Genomic DNA, 15,133 nt, shown 5'->3' on the forward strand with positions numbered 1-15,133 from the left:
TCGGGCGGGCGGCGGATCGTCGTGCGGCGGGCGGAGGCAGGGCGGGCCCGGGCGAGCCGTTCCGGTGCGGTGACAGCGGTGATGCACGGGAGCGGATGTGCGTATGATGCGGGAATCGAATCATAGCGTCCAAGACTGGATCGTTATGGTCTTCATTGGTAAAACCAATACGTCGGCCGCCATGCTCCTCCGCCACATCCGCTATTTCCTGGCCGTCGCCGAGCAGCGCAGTTTCACGCGCGCGGCCGACGCGCTGCACGTCTCGCAGCCGACGCTGTCGCAGCAGATCCGCCAGCTCGAGGAAACGCTCGGCGTGCAGTTGTTCGACCGCTCGGGCCGCACGGTGCAGCTCACCGAGTTTGGCGAGGTCTATGCGCGCCACGCGCGCGCCGCGCTGCACGAGCTCGATACGGGGCAGCGCGCGCTGCACGACGTCGCCGATCTCGGCAGCGGGTCGTTGCGGCTCGCGATGATGCCGACCTTCGCGGCCTACCTGAGCGGCTCGCTGATCGACGCGTTCCATGCCGACTATCCGAACGTCGCGCTGACGATCGATGCGATGCCGCAGGAACGCATCGAGGCGCTGCTCGCCGACGACCGGCTCGACGCGGGCTTCGCGTTCATGCCGCCACGTGCGCCGGACATCGACGCGCTGCCGCTGTGGGACGAGCCGCTTGCGCTCGTGACGGGCCGCACGCATCGTCTCGCGCGGCGGCGCCGTGCGCTGACGCCGGCCGAGCTCGGCGGCGAGCCGCTGGTGCTGCTGAGCCGCGCGTTCGCGACGCGCGAAAGCATCGACCGGTATTTCATCGAGCACGGCGCGCAGCCGAAGATCGCGATCGAGACGAATACGGTCAGCGCGGTGCTGGAACTCGTGCGGTGCGGCCGGCTCGCGACGGTGCTGCCCGACGCGGTCGCGCGCGAGAGCGCCGACCTGTGCGCGCTGGAGATCGATCCGCCGCTGCCCGCTCGCACGGCTGCGCTGCTGACACGCAAGGGCGCGTATCGCAGCGTCGCGGCGCGCGCGTTCATCGAGCGTGCGCTCGCGTATCGCGATCCGTCGGGAGGGTGACCGATACGGCCGGGCGGCGCGCGCGACGGGCGCCCGCCCGGGCCGTCATGGGCGGGGAGTCGGGAAGAAGATGCCCGCGCGCTGCGCGGCGTTCGCGATGTGCGTTTCGATCGCGGTGCCGGCGGCAGCCGCGTCGCGCGCGATCAGCGCGTCGACGATTGCGCGGTGCTCGTGCCACGTCGACAGCAGCAGTTCGCGCCGGTAGAACGGCATGCGCTGGCTTTCCTTCATGATGTCCGCGCTGCTGCGCAGCACCGATTCGATCGCCGCGTTGCCGGCCAGGTGGATGATCCGCATGTGGAAGTCGAAGTCGAGCTGCGACGCTTCGTCGAGCGCGTTTTCGGTGAGCGCGACATGCAGGTCGGCGAGGTTGTCCTCGAACCACGCGATGTCGCCATCGCTGACGACGTGCGCGGCCATCCGCGCGGCGAACCCTTCGAGCGCATAGCGCATCTGGTACGTGTCCGGCGGCGACGACTGCTCCGCGAACCGCCATGCGTGCGCGGCCGTGGCCTGCGCGCTTTCGACGTACACGCCCTTGCCGGCGCGGATGCGCAGCATCCCGAGCGCCTCGAGCGTCGAGAGTGCCTCGCGCAGCGACGCGCGGCTGATCTCCAGCTCTTCGGAGAGCTGGCGCTGGGCCGGCAGCAGGCTGCCGACCGGATATACGCCTGCCTCGATCCGGTCGCGGATCGTCGCGATGGCGGCGTCGGTCACGGTGTGCGGAACGTTTTTCATGATGTGAACTTTGGCCGGTCTGACCGGCATTGTAATCCGCACGCAGGCGGTGCATGGCCGGCCTACGGGAAAGCCACGATCTGCCCCTGTCAGGTGCATCGAAACCGGGCGGGCGGGGGGCGGGAAATCCCTATTTTGTCCGTCCTTGACTCGACTATATCGGCTTCCTACTATCCACCATAACATAACTGGTCTTACCAGTATGAACAGACGAAACTGCAACCGTTGGATCGGGAGAGCGCCGTGTCGAAATTCCTCAATTCGCTGTTTGGCCGAGTAGTCGTCGCACTTGTTCTAGGGATCGCGCTGGGCGCGTTCTTCCCGCATTTCGCCGAGTCGTTGCGACCACTCGGCGACGGCTTCCTGAAGCTCATCAAGATGGTGATCGGGCCGATCGTGTTCTGCGTGGTGGTCAGCGGGATGGCCAATGCGGGCGACCTGAAGAAGGTCGGCCGGGTCGGCCTGAAGGCCGTCATCTACTTCGAGGTGATGACGACGCTCGCGCTCGGTATCGGCCTCATCCTCGCGTGGCTCACGCGCCCGGGCGTCGGGATGAACATCGACCTGCGCTCGCTCGACGCGTCGTCGCTCGCGTCGTACGCGAAGAACGCCGAAAGCCTGAAGGACACGGCCGGCTACCTGATGAAGATCATCCCCGAGACCGCGATCGACGCGTTCGCGAAGGGCGACATCCTGCAGATCCTGGTGTTCGCGGTGCTGTTCGGCTCCGCGCTGTCGCTGCTCGGCGACAAGGCGCAGCGCGTCAACTCGCTGATCGAGGAACTGTCGCACGTGTTCTTCCGCATCATCGGCTTCATCATCAAGCTCGCCCCGCTCGGCGTGCTCGGCGCGATCGCGTTCACGACCGGCAAGTACGGCGTCGCGTCGCTCAAGCAGCTCGGCTATCTCGTCGCGGTGTTCTACCTGAGCTGCTTCGTGTTCGTCACGGTCGTGCTCGGCACGGTGATGCGGCTCGCGGGCTTCTCGGTGTTCAAGCTGATCCGCTACCTGCGCGAGGAACTGTCGATCGTGCTCGGCACGGCGTCGTCGGACGCGGTGCTGCCGCAGGTGATGCGCAAGCTCGAATACATGGGCGTGAAGGATTCGACGGTCGGCCTCGTGATTCCCACCGGCTACTCGTTCAACCTCGACGGCTTCTCGATCTACCTGACGCTCGCCGTGCTGTTCATCGCGCAGGCCACCAACACGCCGCTGTCGACGCATGACCTGATCGTCGTGCTGCTCGTGTCGCTCGTCACGTCGAAGGGCGCGCACGGGATCCCGGGCTCGGCGATCGTGATCCTCGCGGCAACGCTGTCGGCGATCCCGGCGATTCCGGTGCTCGGCCTCGTGCTGATCCTGCCGGTCGACTGGTTCGTCGGCATCGCCCGCGCGGTGACCAACCTGATCGGCAACTGCGTCGCGACGGTGGTCGTCGCGGTATGGGAAAACGACATCGACCGGGCCCGCGCGAAGCGCGTGCTGAACCGCGAGCTGCGCTACGTGCCGGCCGAAGAGGAAGACCGCACGGCGCCGGTCGCCGGCGACCAGGCTCACGCGCTCTGAGCGCACCCCCCGTGCGGGGCGGCTTCCCCTGGTCGTCCCGCGCAACCGCAATTCATGTGGCCGGCGCCTCGATGCGCCGGCACGACATCAAACATCAGGAGACGACATGGCAGCCCCCATCCTCGATCCGAACGCGCCGGCCTTTACGCGGCGTTACATGAACCTCGCCGACCCGCGCCTCGGGGCGCAGGCGCTCTTTGCCAGCGATGAATTCTTCGCGCCGAAGGAGCGCATGCTGAATCCCGAGCCGGCCGTGTTCATTCCCGGCAAGTACGACGACCACGGCAAGTGGATGGACGGCTGGGAGACGCGCCGCAAGCGCACGACCGGCCACGACTTCTGCGTGGTGCGGCTCGCGCGGCCGGGCGTGATCTACGGCGTCGACCTCGATACGAGCCACTTCACCGGCAACTTCCCGCCGGCCGCGTCGATCGACGCGTGCGTGGCAGAAGGCGACACGCCGCCCGACAACGCCGAATGGTGCCCGATCGTCCCGGCGACGACGCTGCAGGGCAATTCGCATCACTACCTGAGCGTCGACGATGCGCGGCCCTATACGCATCTGCGCGTGAACCTGTACCCGGACGGCGGGCTCGCGCGGCTGCGCGTGTACGGGCAGCCGCAGCGCGACTGGCGCCAGGCGCCGGCAGGCGAGCTCGTCGATCTCGCGGCGATCGAGAACGGCGGCTACCTGGTGGCCGCGAACAACCAGCACTTCGGCCCGGCGTCGCAGATGCTGATGCCGGGGCGCGGCGTGAACATGGGCGACGGCTGGGAAACGCGGCGCCGCCGCGAGCCCGGCAACGACTGGGCGATCGTCGCGCTTGCGCGGCCGGGCATCATCCGGCGCGTCGAGGTCGATACCGCGTTCTTCAAGGGCAATTTCCCCGACCGCTGCTCGCTGCAGGCTGCGCATGTCACGGGCGGCACCGACGACTCGCTCGTCACGCAAGCGATGTTCTGGGCCGAACTGCTCGGCGAGCAGAAGCTGCAGATGGATCACGTCCACACGTTCGACCAGCTTGCGGCGCTCGGCCCCGTCACGCATGTGCGTTTCAACATCTTCCCGGACGGCGGCGTGTCGCGCCTGCGTCTGTGGGGCGAGCCGGCTTGAAGGAGGGCAACGGCATGAGCGGATCCCACCTGTTGCGCGTCGAGCGCCTGACCCGTGAAGCGTTCGCGCCGTTCGGCGACGTGATCGCGCTCGAAGGCGCGCGGCATTTCCCGATCAATGGCGGCACGACCGAGCGCTTCCACGATCTCGCGACGATCGACGTGTGCGCGGACGGCGGCCGCCCGCTCGTCAGCGTATTCCGCGCGCAGCCGCGGGCGCTGCCGGTCGCCATCACGCTGATGGAGCGCCATCCGCACGGCAGCCAGGCATTCATCCCGCTTGCCGCCGTGTCGCGCTACGCGATCGTCGTCGCGCCGGCCGGCGAGTTCCGGCCCGACGCGATGCGCGCGTTCCTCGCGGAAGGCTGGCAGGGCGTGAACTATGCGAAGGGCGTCTGGCACCATCCGCTGCTCGCGCTCGACGCGGTCAGCGATTTCGTGATCGTCGATCGCGGCGGCCCGCAGCCGAACTGCGACGAGATCCCGCTCGATCGCGCGTGGGCGCTCGAGTTCGAGCCGGCCTGCGCGGCCTGACGCAAGGGCAACGTCCGGCTCCGGCTGCCTGACGGCAGCCCGCGCGGGCACGTCGAAGGGATTTCGAAAGCCTGGGCCGCACGGCTCGCGCGGCGGTGCGCCGACGCAATCCCGATCCGGGTGCTATCCCGAAAAGAACACGGCCCGGGCGGCGAGATGCCGGCCGGGCCGTGCTGCGTGCGCGGAGCGTGCGAATCAGTGCTTGCGGTGCGGGCAGTTCTCGGTGGTGCAGGAACCGTACATCGCGAGCGAGTGCTCCTGGAGCTTGAAGCCGCGCTCCTTCGCGATCGCCTGCTGGCGAGTTTCGATCTCGGCGTCGAAGAATTCCTCGACGCGCCCGCAATCGAGGCACACGAGGTGGTCGTGGTGCGAGCCTTCGTTCAGCTCGAACACGGCCTTGCCGGATTCGAAGTTGCTGCGCGAGAGCAGGCCGGCCTGCTCGAACTGCGTCAGCACGCGGTAGACGGTGGCGAGCCCGATGTCGAGCTGCTCGTTGAGCAGGTTCCGGTAGACGTCTTCTGCCGTCAGATGGCGCACGGGGCTCTGCTGGAAGATCTCGAGAATCTTGAGGCGCGGTAGGGTGGCCTTTAGCCCGATATTCTTGAGATCCGTCGGATTGGTCATGGCTAGGCATCCCTAGAGTACAATGCAGGGCTTCAATGTTACCGGCTTTTCGCCGTTCCAGAAACACGCGCGGCCTGCGACGCGGGCCTGCACGGTGAGGGAAATGATTCCAGAATCTCTTTCGCACTTTCAGAGGAGCCGCATGCGGAGTGTCATCATCGCTGCCGCCGCCGTTGCCGCGCTGGCTGGTTGTTCGTCGTACGACAGCGTGACGCAGCGCATCGCGCAGAGCATCACCCCCTACCGGATCACCGTCGTGCAAGGCAACTTCGTGTCGCAGGAGAAGGCCGCGCAGCTGCAGATCGGCATGTCGCGCGAGCAGGTGCGCGCGCTGCTCGGCACCCCGCTGCTGGCCGACATGTTCCACGCCGACCGCTGGGATTACCTCTTCTACTTCAAGCGCGGCTCGACGGCAGTCGTCCAGCAGCGCGATCTCGTCGTGACGTTCTCGGGCGATCGCCTGGCGGGCTGGACGGGGGCGGACAACCTGCCTTCCGAACTCGACCTGCTGGCCGATATCGACGGCGACCGTGGCGGCAAGAAGGCGAAGGCGGCCGCAGCGGCGAAGAAGGCCGCCGAGGCTGCCGCTGCCGCGAGCGCCGCGCAAACGGCGAGCGCCCCGGCGCCGGAGGTTGCCGCCAGCCCGTCCACCGTGCCGGCGTCCGGCGCGGCGGTCGACCAGGATGCGAACGCGCAGGCTGCACGCGCGGCGAACCGCGCGACCAACCAGGTATCCGGGCAGGGTGCGGCCGGGCGTCGTTTCACGCCGTCCGCGCAGGCAGCGGCCGGCGCGCCGGTGCCGGGCGGCCAGCCGCCGGGCGCCGCGCCCGCGATCCAGCCGCAGTTCCAGTTCCATCGTCCGCCGCAGCCGAACGTGTCGAACGAGGCGTCGCCGCCGGTCGGCCCGCAAGGCTCCGACACGCTGCAGAACCAGCCGCTCACCGCGCCGGCGCAGTAAGTTCGCGTGTGGAAACAGGGCGGCATGCGCCGCCCGTCTTTAGACCTGTCGTGTAGAAAGCCATGAAGATTGCGATTGCCGGCGCATCGGGCCGAATGGGCCGGATGCTGATCGAAGCCGTTCTCAACGATTCCGACGCGCAGCTCGTCGGCGCGCTCGACCGTGCCGACTCGCCGTTCCTCGGCCAGGACGTCGGCGCGTTCCTCGGCAAGGATACCGGGGTCAAGCTGACCGCCGACCTCGACGCCGTGTTCGCGCAGGCCGACTACCTGATCGACTTCACGCGTCCGGAAGGCACGATGGCCCATATCGAGGCCGCGCTGCGCCACGACGTGAAGCTCGTGATCGGCACGACCGGCTTCACCGCCGAGCAGAAGGCCGAGTTGCAGGCCGCGGCGGGCAAGATCGGCATCGTGTTCGCGGCGAACATGAGCGTCGGCGTGAACGTCACGCTGAAGCTGCTCGAATTCGCGGCGAAGCATTTCTCGCACGGCTACGACATCGAGATCATCGAGGCGCATCACCGCCACAAGGTCGATGCGCCGTCGGGTACCGCGCTGATGATGGGCGAAGCCGTCGCCGGCGCGCTCGGCCGCTCGCTCGACGATTGCGCGGTGTACGGCCGCCACGGCGTGACGGGCGAACGCGACCCGTCGTCGATCGGCTTCGCCGCGGTGCGCGGCGGCGACATCGTCGGCGACCACACCGTGCTGTTCGCCGGGATCGGCGAGCGCATCGAGATCACGCACAAGTCGTCGAGCCGCGTGTCGTACGCGCAGGGCGCGTTGCGCGCGGTCCACTTCCTGTCGGCGCGCGGCGCCGGCCTGTTCGACATGCAGGACGTGCTCGGCCTGCGCTGACCCCACGGGGAAACTCCGATGGCGATACCCACCGGCGTTGTCCACTACCTCGAAAGCGGCGATGCGATCACGCACGCCGTCGCCTATGTGCTGCTGGCGATGTCCGTCGCCAGCTGGTGCTTCCTCCTCACGAAAGCCTGGCTGCTGGTCCGTGCGAAGCGGCAGGGGCCACGCGCGCTCGCCGCGTTCTGGCGCGCGCCGTCGCTCGACGCGGGCATTGCCGCGCTCGCCGGCGCCGATCGCGAGCGCGTGTTCGTGCCGCTCGCCGAAGCCGCGCGCGATGCGGCCGACGACCACGACCCGGCCGCACTGGCCGCGCGCGTCGAGCGCAGCGAGCGCGTGCTGCGTGCGTTGCGGCACGCGATGCTGCGCTCGCAGCGGCGTCTCGAATTCGGCCAGGTGCTGCTCGCGTCGATCGGCAGCACCGCACCGTTCGTCGGGCTGCTCGGCACTGTGTGGGGCATCTACCACGCGCTCGGCAGCATCGCCGCGAGCGGGCAGGCGCAGATCGAGAACGTCGCGGGGCCGGTCGGCGAGGCGCTGATCATGACCGCGTTCGGGCTCGTCGTTGCAATTCCCGCGGTGCTGGCCTACAACATCCTCGGGCGGCTCGTGCGTCAGCTCGCCGAGGAGCTCGACGGCTTCGCGCGCGACCTGCACGTGTTCGTGTGCGCGCAGGAAGCCTGACGCGCCCATTCCGGAGGAGCGACCATGGCATTCGGCGGACTCGAGCACCACAAGACGTCCGCGCCGATGGCGGAGATCAACATGACACCGCTGATCGACGTGATGCTGGTGCTGCTCGTCATCTTCATCATCACCGCGCCGCTGATGACGCACGCGATCCGGCTCGACCTGCCGAAGGTGGCGGCCAGCGTCGCGCGGGACACGCCGCAATCCGTGACATTGTCGATCGACGATGCGGGCAAGCTGTACTGGGACGACACGCCCGTGGCGCTCGACGCGCTGCCCGCGCGCTTTCGCGCCGCCGCCGCGGGTGGTGCGCCGCCCGAGCTGCGGCTGCGCGCGTCGCGCGCGACCCGCTACGACACGATCGCGCAGGTGATGGGCGCCGCGCAGGCCGCCGGCCTCACGCGGATCGGTTTCGTGACCGACGTGCCGCCGCAGGCGGGCGGTTCCGCGGCAGCGCCTGCCGTGCCGGCCAACCGCTGAGCGGATCCGGCGGGCCCATCCCTGCCGCGGGATCGGGCCGCACGCCGCAAGACCGGTCGAATGGGCCGGCGCGGGCGGTATAATCAACGTTTTTCCCGGTTGGCAGGCTTTTTTCAGGTAACCCGGAATTTTCCAGGCTACCCGGGCATGCCGCGGGTTACCCGGAAAATTCCCGGAAACCGTGAACAGGTCCGGCAACAGCGAACCTGCCAGTCCGCCGGGCCAGCACGACTTTCGATCCACATCCGCGCGCGAGCCGTCGCGCCGCTTAAAGCCTAGTCCGAACCACACCATGCACGAGAGATACGTACCCGCCGACGTCGAAGCCGCCGCCCAGGGCGACTGGCGCGCAGCCGATGCCTACAAGACGCAGGAAGATTCGCAGAAGCCGAAGTTCTACTGCGTGTCGATGCTGCCGTACCCGTCCGGCAAGCTGCACATGGGTCACGTGCGGAACTACACGATCAACGACGTGATGTACCGCTATCTGCGGATGAACGGCTACAACACGCTGATGCCGATGGGCTGGGACGCGTTCGGGATGCCGGCCGAGAACGCCGCGATGGCGAACGGCGTGCCGCCCGCGAAGTGGACGTACGACAACATCGACTACATGAAGGGCCAGATGCAGTCGATGGGCCTCGCGATCGACTGGTCGCGCGAAATCGCGACGTGCAAGCCCGACTACTACAAGTGGAACCAGTGGCTGTTCCTGAAGATGCTCGAGAAGGGTATCGCGTACAAGAAGACGGGCACCGTTAACTGGGATCCGGTCGACCAGACCGTGCTCGCGAACGAGCAGGTGATCGACGGCCGCGGCTGGCGTTCGGGCGCGCTCGTCGAGAAGCGCGAGATCCCGATGTACTACCTGCGCATCACGCAGTACGCGGATGAGCTGCTGAACGACCTCGACGGCCTCGGCTGGCCCGAGCGCGTGAAGATCATGCAGCAGAACTGGATCGGCAAGAGCTTCGGCGTGAACTTCGGCTTCCCGTACGAACTCGACGGCGAGCAGAAGCTGCTGCGCGTGTTCACGACGCGTGCCGACACGATCATGGGCGTCACGTTCTGCGCGATCGCGGCCGAGCATCCGCTCGCCACGCGCCTCGCACAGGACAAGCCCGAGCTGCTCGCGTTCATCGACGAATGCAAGCGCGGCGGTGTCGCCGAGGCGGATGTCGCGACGATGGAGAAGAAGGGCGTCGCGACGGGCTTCTCGGTCAAGCATCCGCTGACCGGCGAGCCGGTCGAGGTGTGGATCGGCAACTACGTGCTGATGAGCTATGGCGAAGGCGCGGTGATGGGCGTGCCGGGCCATGACGAGCGCGATTTCGCGTTCGCGAAGAAATACGACCTGCCGATCAAGCAGGTGATCTCGGCCGAAGGCCAGCAGTACTCGCTCGACGCATGGCAGGAGTGGTACGGCGACAAGGAAACCGCGGTCTGCGTGAACAGCGGCAAGTACGACGGCCTGCACTACGCGGAAGCCGTCGACGCGGTCGCGGCCGACCTGAACGCCGGCGGCTTCGGCGACAAGCAGGTCACGTGGCGCCTGCGCGACTGGGGCGTATCGCGCCAGCGCTACTGGGGCACGCCGATCCCGATCATCCACTGCCCGTCGTGCGGCGACGTGCCGGTGCCCGAGCAGGATCTGCCCGTCGTGCTGCCGGAAGACCTCGTGCCGGACGGCTCGGGCAACCCGCTCGCGAAGTCGGAAGCGTTCCTGAACTGCGCGTGCCCGAAGTGCGGCGCGGCCGCGAAGCGCGAAACCGACACGATGGACACCTTCGTCGATTCGTCGTGGTACTTCTCGCGCTACACGGCGCCGGACGCCGAGACGATGGTCGACGCGCGCACCGACTACTGGATGCCGATGGATCAGTACATCGGCGGCATCGAGCACGCGATCCTGCACCTGCTGTATTCGCGCTTCTGGACCAAGGTGATGCGCGACCTCGGCCTCGTGAAGTTCGGCGAGCCGGCGAAGAACCTGCTCACGCAGGGGATGGTGCTGAACGAGACGTTCTACCGTGAAGATGCTTCCGGCAAGAAGACCTGGTACAACCCGCTCGACGTGACGGTCACGCACGACGACAAGGGCCGCCCGGTCGGCGCGACGCTGAACACGGACGGCCAGCCGGTCGTGCTCGGCGGCATCGAGAAGATGTCGAAGTCGAAGAACAACGGCGTCGATCCGCAGCTGTTGATCGACCAGTACGGCGCCGATACCGCGCGCCTGTTCACGATGTTCGCCGCGCCGCCCGAGCAGCAGCTCGAGTGGTCGGGGGCGGGCGTCGAGGGCGCGAGCCGCTTCCTGCGCCGCGTGTGGAGCTTCGGCGCCACGAACCGCGAAGCGCTCGCCGCGCGCGCGGGCTTCGATGCGGCCGCGCTCGGCGAAGCCGACAAGGCGCTGCGCCGCGAGATCTACAGCGTGCTGAAGCAGGCCGATTTCGACTACCAGCGCCTGCAGTACAACACGGTCGTGTCGGCAGCAATGAAGATGCTGAACGCAATCGACGGCGCGAAGGGCGCGACGCCCGGCGTGCTGCGTGAAACGTACGGCGTGCTGCTGCGCGTGCTGTACCCGGTCGTGCCGCACGTCACGTTCGAGCTGTGGAAGGCGCTGGGCTATGCGGACGAATTCGGCCCGCTGCTCGACGCACCGTGGCCGAAGGTCGACGAGGCCGCGCTCGAGCAGGCCGAGATCGAACTCGTGCTGCAGGTGAACGGCAAGGTGCGCGGCGCGCTGAAGGTGGCGAAGGACGCGAGCCGCGAGGCGATCGAAGCCGCGGCGGTGGCCGACGACGCGTTCGCGAAGTTCAGCGACGGCAAGCCGGCGAAGAAGATCGTCGTCGTGCCGGGCCGCCTCGTGAACATCGTCGTCTGACGGCCGCTGGCCGTCGGACGTACCCAGAAGGAGCGAAGGTGATCCGCAGATCGTTTTTGATGCTCGCCGTCGGCAGCGCGGTTGCGCTGTCGGCATGCGGCTTCCAGTTGCGCGGCCAGCAGGACTACGCGTTCAAGCACCTGCTGATCGCCGGCGCGCCGCCGCCCGTCGAGGCGCGCCTCGTGCGCCTCGTCGAAGCCGGCAGCGACACGAAGATCGTCCATTCGGCGGGCGACGCCGATGCCGTGCTGACCATGTCGGAATCGCGTGGCCTGAATACGCTGACGCTCAACAAGTACGGCTCGGCACAGGAATACGCGCTTTTTTACACGCTGCGCTACCAACTGACGAGCAAGGACGGCACCGTGCTGATTCCGATGAGTGCGATCGCGCTGAACCGCGCGATGACGTACAGCGATCAGTACACGAACGCGAAGGCGCAGGAATCGGAACTCCTGTACGGCGACATGCAGAACGACGCGGTTGACCAGCTGATGCGGCGTCTTGCGATCGTCCACTCGCTGACGCCGGCGCCGGAGGATGTGGTGCCGGGCGTCTCGCCGCGCGCGCCGCTGCCGCCGCCACCGCTCTGATCGACGGCACACGCAACGATGCAACTGCGACTTGATGCGCTGGAGCCGCACCTCGCGAAGGGGTTGGCCGGGCTCTATACCGTCTACGGCGACGAGCCGCTGCTCGCGCAGGAAGCGTGCGACCGCATTCGTGCGGCCGCACGCGCGGCCGGCTTCACCGAACGTTCGGTGCATACGGTCGAGCGCGGCTTCGACTGGAGCGTGCTGCTCGGCGCCACCCAGGCGATGTCGCTGTTCGGCGAGCGCCAGCTGATCGAGCTGCGCATTCCGTCGGGCAAGCCCGGCAAGGAAGGCGCCGATGCGCTGAAGACGCTCGCGGCCACGCCGAACCCCGACGCGCTGATGCTCGTCACGTTGCCGCGCCTCGACGCGGCCACGCAGAAATCCGCGTGGTTTACCGCGCTGCAGAACGGCGGCGTCGCGCTGAAGATCGATCCGGTCGACCGCGCGCAGCTGCCGAACTGGATCGGCCAACGTCTTGCCATGCAGGGCCAGCGTGCCGCGCCCGGCGAGGACGGGCGGCGCGCGCTGCAATTCATCGCCGAGCGCGTCGAAGGCAACCTGCTCGCCGCGCACCAGGAAATCCAGAAGCTCGGGCTGCTGTATCCGCAGGGCGCGCTGTCGTTCGAGCAGGTGCACGATGCGGTGCTGAACGTCGCGCGTTACGACGTCTTCAAGCTGAACGAAGCGATGCTCGCCGGCGACGCCGCGCGGCTTGCGCGGATGATCGACGGGCTGAAGGGCGAGGGCGAGGCGATCGTGCTCGTGATGTGGGCCGTCGTCGAGGAGTTGCGCACGCTGCTGCGGATCAAGCGTGGCACGACGGCCGGCAAGCCGCTCGCGACGCTGCTGCGCGAGAACCGCGTGTGGGGGCCGCGCGAGCGGCTGATCGGCCCCGCGCTGAACCGCGTGTCGGAAGCCGTGCTCGAGAAGGCGCTCGCGTTTGCCGCGAAGCTCGACCGGCAGGTCAAGGGGCTCACGGCCGTCGCGCCGGGCCGCCGCACGCAGGATGAACCGCCGCCCGATCCGTGGGACGGGCTGTTCCAGCTCGCGATGACGGTGGCCGGTGCCCGCGGCGAGCGACCGCCGACCGCGGGCCACGTGCGACGCTAAGTCCCGTTCGGGCCTTCAGCGCGTGCTGCGCAACCCGCTTACAATGTTTTGATCGCTGGCGCGGCCCTCCGGCCGCCGCCGCTCACGGTTCCCCACGAATTCATGCCGCCCAGCGCGGCGCGCTTCTCGAGTCACACGATGGATATCGATCAGTACATGACCGACCTGGGCCGTCGCGCCCGGCACGCTTCCCGCGCGATGGCGCGCGCCAGCACGGCCGCGAAGAACGCGGCGCTCGACGCCGTGGCGCGCGCGATCGAACGCGACGCGCAGGCGCTGAAGGATGCGAATGCACGCGACGTCGCCCGTGCCCGTGAAAAGGGGCTCGATGCGGCGTTCGTCGATCGCCTGACGCTGTCGGACAAGGCGCTGAAGACGATGGTCGAAGGCTTGCGCCAGGTGGCGTCGCTGGCCGATCCGATCGGCGAGATCGGCAACCTCAAGTACCGCCCGAGCGGCATCCAGGTCGGGCAGATGCGTGTGCCGCTCGGCGTGATCGGCATCATCTACGAATCGCGCCCGAACGTGACGATCGACGCGGCTGCGCTGTGCCTGAAGTCGGGCAATGCAACGATCCTGCGCGGCGGCTCCGAAGCGCTCGAATCGAATGCGGCGCTCGCGAAGCTGATCGGCGAGGGGCTCGAAGCAGCCGGCTTGCCGCAGGATGCGGTGCAGGTCGTCGCGACGGCCGATCGCGCGGCGGTCGGCAAGCTGATCACGATGACAGAATACGTCGACGTGATCGTGCCGCGCGGCGGCAAGAGCCTGATCGAGCGCCTGATCAACGAGGCGCGCGTGCCGATGATCAAGCACCTCGACGGCATCTGCCACGTGTACGTCGACGATCGCGCCGATCTCGACAAGGCGCTGACCGTCTGCGACAACGCGAAGACGCACCGCTACGGCACCTGCAACACGATGGAGACGCTGCTCGTTTCGAGCGGTGTCGCGGCGAAGCTGCTGCCGCCGCTCGGCAAGCTGTATCGCGACAAGCAGGTCGAACTGCGCGTCGATGCGGCCGCGCGCACGGTGCTCGCCGATGCGGGCGTCGGCCCGCTCGTCGATGCCACCGAGGAAGACTGGCACACCGAATATCTCGCGCCGGTGCTCGCGATCAAGGTCGTCGACGGCCTCGACGCCGCGATCGAGCACATCAACCATTACGGCTCGCACCACACGGATGCGATCGTCACCGAGGATCACGACCGCGCGATGCGGTTCCTGCGCGAGGTCGATTCGGCGAGCGTGATGGTCAACGCGTCGACGCGCTTTGCCGACGGCTTCGAATTCGGCCTGGGCGCGGAAATCGGCATTTCGAACGACAAGCTGCACGCACGCGGCCCCGTCGGCCTGGAAGGGCTGACGTCGCTGAAGTACGTCGTGCTCGGGCACGGCGAAGGCCGCCAGTAACCAGCGAGGCGCACAACCGATGGCAATGCTCTGGGTCAAGACGTTCCATATCGTTCTGATCGCCGCGTGGTTCGCGGGGCTGTTCTACCTGCCGCGCATCTACGTGAACCTGGCCATGGAAACCGATCCGGCTGCGGTGCGGCGCCTGCTGCTGATGGCACGCAAGCTGTTCCGCTTCATGACGATGATCGCGGTGCCGGCGCTGGCCTGCGGGTTGTGGCTCTGGCTGTCGATCGGCATCGGGCAGGGGCAGGGCTGGATCCACGCGAAGGTGACGGTCGTACTGCTGCTGATCATCTATCACGCGTATTGCGGGCATCTGCTGAAGGTGTTCGAGCGCGGCGAGAACCGGCGCACCGACAAGTGGTACCGCGTGTTCAACGAGCTGCCGGTGCTCGGCATGCTCGCGGCGGTCGCGCTGGTCGTGATCAAGCCGTTCTGAGCGGCATGGCCGGCGAGGTTGCCGGCGCTGCCTGATGCGCAACGGCGCCC

15 protein-coding genes are annotated in these 15,133 nt (G+C 67.9%); 13 read left to right on the top strand and 2 right to left on the bottom strand.

The window, feature by feature from the left end:
* The first annotated feature begins 181 nt into the window (after positions 1–181).
* Positions 182–1,072: a transcriptional regulator CynR gene (gene cynR, locus LGN19_RS26065; protein WP_226217880.1), complete on the top strand. Its 891-nt coding sequence runs from the start codon at positions 182–184 to the stop codon at positions 1,070–1,072.
* Between the two features lie 45 nt (positions 1,073–1,117).
* On the opposite strand, the gene LGN19_RS26070 is transcribed toward cynR, so the two are convergent.
* Positions 1,118–1,840, bottom strand: a complete 723-nt coding sequence (locus LGN19_RS26070; RefSeq protein WP_122944457.1) for a FadR/GntR family transcriptional regulator — start codon at positions 1,838–1,840, stop codon at positions 1,118–1,120.
* A 213-nt stretch (positions 1,841–2,053) separates the two neighbouring features.
* Between LGN19_RS26070 and LGN19_RS26075 the strand changes: the two genes are divergently transcribed.
* The 3 genes from LGN19_RS26075 (at position 2,054) to LGN19_RS26085 (ending at position 5,023) form a co-directional block, all read left to right on the top strand.
* Positions 2,054–3,376: a C4-dicarboxylate transporter DctA gene (locus LGN19_RS26075; RefSeq protein ID WP_122944458.1), complete on the top strand. Its 1,323-nt coding sequence runs from the start codon at positions 2,054–2,056 to the stop codon at positions 3,374–3,376.
* 106 nt (positions 3,377–3,482) lie between these two features.
* On the top strand, positions 3,483–4,490 hold the full coding sequence (alc, locus tag LGN19_RS26080; protein WP_226217882.1) for an allantoicase: 1,008 nt from the start codon (positions 3,483–3,485) through the stop codon (positions 4,488–4,490).
* 14 nt (positions 4,491–4,504) lie between these two features.
* Positions 4,505–5,023 (top strand): ureidoglycolate lyase, encoded by a 519-nt coding sequence (locus LGN19_RS26085; protein WP_226217885.1) that lies wholly within the window; start codon positions 4,505–4,507, stop codon positions 5,021–5,023.
* A gap of 195 nt (positions 5,024–5,218) precedes the next feature.
* On the opposite strand, the gene fur is transcribed toward LGN19_RS26085, so the two are convergent.
* Positions 5,219–5,647: a ferric iron uptake transcriptional regulator gene (gene fur, locus LGN19_RS26090; protein ID WP_122944460.1), complete on the bottom strand. Its 429-nt coding sequence runs from the start codon at positions 5,645–5,647 to the stop codon at positions 5,219–5,221.
* Positions 5,648–5,789: 142 nt separating this feature from the next.
* Here fur and bamE point away from each other — a divergent pair, with 142 nt between their 5' ends.
* The 9 genes from bamE (at position 5,790) to LGN19_RS26135 (ending at position 15,083) form a co-directional block, all read left to right on the top strand.
* Positions 5,790–6,605 carry an outer membrane protein assembly factor BamE gene (gene bamE, locus LGN19_RS26095; RefSeq protein ID WP_174960391.1) on the top strand — a complete coding sequence of 272 codons (816 nt, stop codon included), beginning with the start codon at positions 5,790–5,792 and terminating at the stop codon, positions 6,603–6,605.
* Positions 6,606–6,667: 62 nt separating this feature from the next.
* The gene (gene dapB, locus LGN19_RS26100; protein WP_226217887.1) at positions 6,668–7,465 is read left to right on the top strand and encodes a 4-hydroxy-tetrahydrodipicolinate reductase; all 798 of its coding nucleotides are present in this window, start codon (positions 6,668–6,670) and stop codon (positions 7,463–7,465) included.
* 18 nt (positions 7,466–7,483) lie between these two features.
* Positions 7,484–8,152 carry a MotA/TolQ/ExbB proton channel family protein gene (locus LGN19_RS26105; RefSeq protein WP_122944463.1) on the top strand — a complete coding sequence of 223 codons (669 nt, stop codon included), beginning with the start codon at positions 7,484–7,486 and terminating at the stop codon, positions 8,150–8,152.
* A gap of 24 nt (positions 8,153–8,176) precedes the next feature.
* Positions 8,177–8,638, top strand: a complete 462-nt coding sequence (locus LGN19_RS26110; protein ID WP_122944464.1) for an ExbD/TolR family protein — start codon at positions 8,177–8,179, stop codon at positions 8,636–8,638.
* A gap of 292 nt (positions 8,639–8,930) precedes the next feature.
* On the top strand, positions 8,931–11,525 hold the full coding sequence (leuS, locus tag LGN19_RS26115; protein WP_122944465.1) for a leucine--tRNA ligase: 2,595 nt from the start codon (positions 8,931–8,933) through the stop codon (positions 11,523–11,525).
* A 38-nt stretch (positions 11,526–11,563) separates the two neighbouring features.
* Positions 11,564–12,118, top strand: a complete 555-nt coding sequence (gene lptE, locus LGN19_RS26120) for an LPS assembly lipoprotein LptE (RefSeq protein WP_122944466.1) — start codon at positions 11,564–11,566, stop codon at positions 12,116–12,118.
* Positions 12,119–12,136: 18 nt separating this feature from the next.
* Positions 12,137–13,231, top strand: a complete 1,095-nt coding sequence (gene holA / locus LGN19_RS26125; protein WP_043191265.1) for a DNA polymerase III subunit delta — start codon at positions 12,137–12,139, stop codon at positions 13,229–13,231.
* 138 nt (positions 13,232–13,369) lie between these two features.
* On the top strand, positions 13,370–14,641 hold the full coding sequence (locus LGN19_RS26130; RefSeq protein ID WP_122944467.1) for a glutamate-5-semialdehyde dehydrogenase: 1,272 nt from the start codon (positions 13,370–13,372) through the stop codon (positions 14,639–14,641).
* Between the two features lie 19 nt (positions 14,642–14,660).
* Complete coding sequence (locus LGN19_RS26135; RefSeq protein WP_122944468.1) at positions 14,661–15,083, top strand: CopD family protein; 423 nt, start codon at positions 14,661–14,663, stop codon at positions 15,081–15,083.
* Positions 15,084–15,133: the final 50 nt, after the last annotated feature.

The sequence above is a fragment of the Burkholderia sp. AU30198 genome (genome assembly GCF_020419825.1).
Lineage (GTDB): Bacteria > Pseudomonadota > Gammaproteobacteria > Burkholderiales > Burkholderiaceae > Burkholderia.

Coding starts and splice junctions, on each gene's coding strand:
- cynR (WP_226217880.1), top strand. CDS start 182: ATGCTCCTCCGCCACATCCGCTATTTCCTGGCCGTCGCCGAGCAGCGC.
- LGN19_RS26070 (WP_122944457.1), bottom strand. CDS start 1,840: ATGCCGGTCAGACCGGCCAAAGTTCACATCATGAAAAACGTTCCGCAC.
- alc (WP_226217882.1), top strand. CDS start 3,483: ATGGCAGCCCCCATCCTCGATCCGAACGCGCCGGCCTTTACGCGGCGT.
- LGN19_RS26085 (WP_226217885.1), top strand. CDS start 4,505: ATGAGCGGATCCCACCTGTTGCGCGTCGAGCGCCTGACCCGTGAAGCG.
- fur (WP_122944460.1), bottom strand. CDS start 5,647: ATGACCAATCCGACGGATCTCAAGAATATCGGGCTAAAGGCCACCCTA.
- bamE (WP_174960391.1), top strand. CDS start 5,790: ATGCGGAGTGTCATCATCGCTGCCGCCGCCGTTGCCGCGCTGGCTGGT.
- dapB (WP_226217887.1), top strand. CDS start 6,668: ATGAAGATTGCGATTGCCGGCGCATCGGGCCGAATGGGCCGGATGCTG.
- LGN19_RS26105 (WP_122944463.1), top strand. CDS start 7,484: ATGGCGATACCCACCGGCGTTGTCCACTACCTCGAAAGCGGCGATGCG.
- LGN19_RS26110 (WP_122944464.1), top strand. CDS start 8,177: ATGGCATTCGGCGGACTCGAGCACCACAAGACGTCCGCGCCGATGGCG.
- leuS (WP_122944465.1), top strand. CDS start 8,931: ATGCACGAGAGATACGTACCCGCCGACGTCGAAGCCGCCGCCCAGGGC.
- holA (WP_043191265.1), top strand. CDS start 12,137: ATGCAACTGCGACTTGATGCGCTGGAGCCGCACCTCGCGAAGGGGTTG.
- LGN19_RS26130 (WP_122944467.1), top strand. CDS start 13,370: ATGGATATCGATCAGTACATGACCGACCTGGGCCGTCGCGCCCGGCAC.
- LGN19_RS26135 (WP_122944468.1), top strand. CDS start 14,661: ATGGCAATGCTCTGGGTCAAGACGTTCCATATCGTTCTGATCGCCGCG.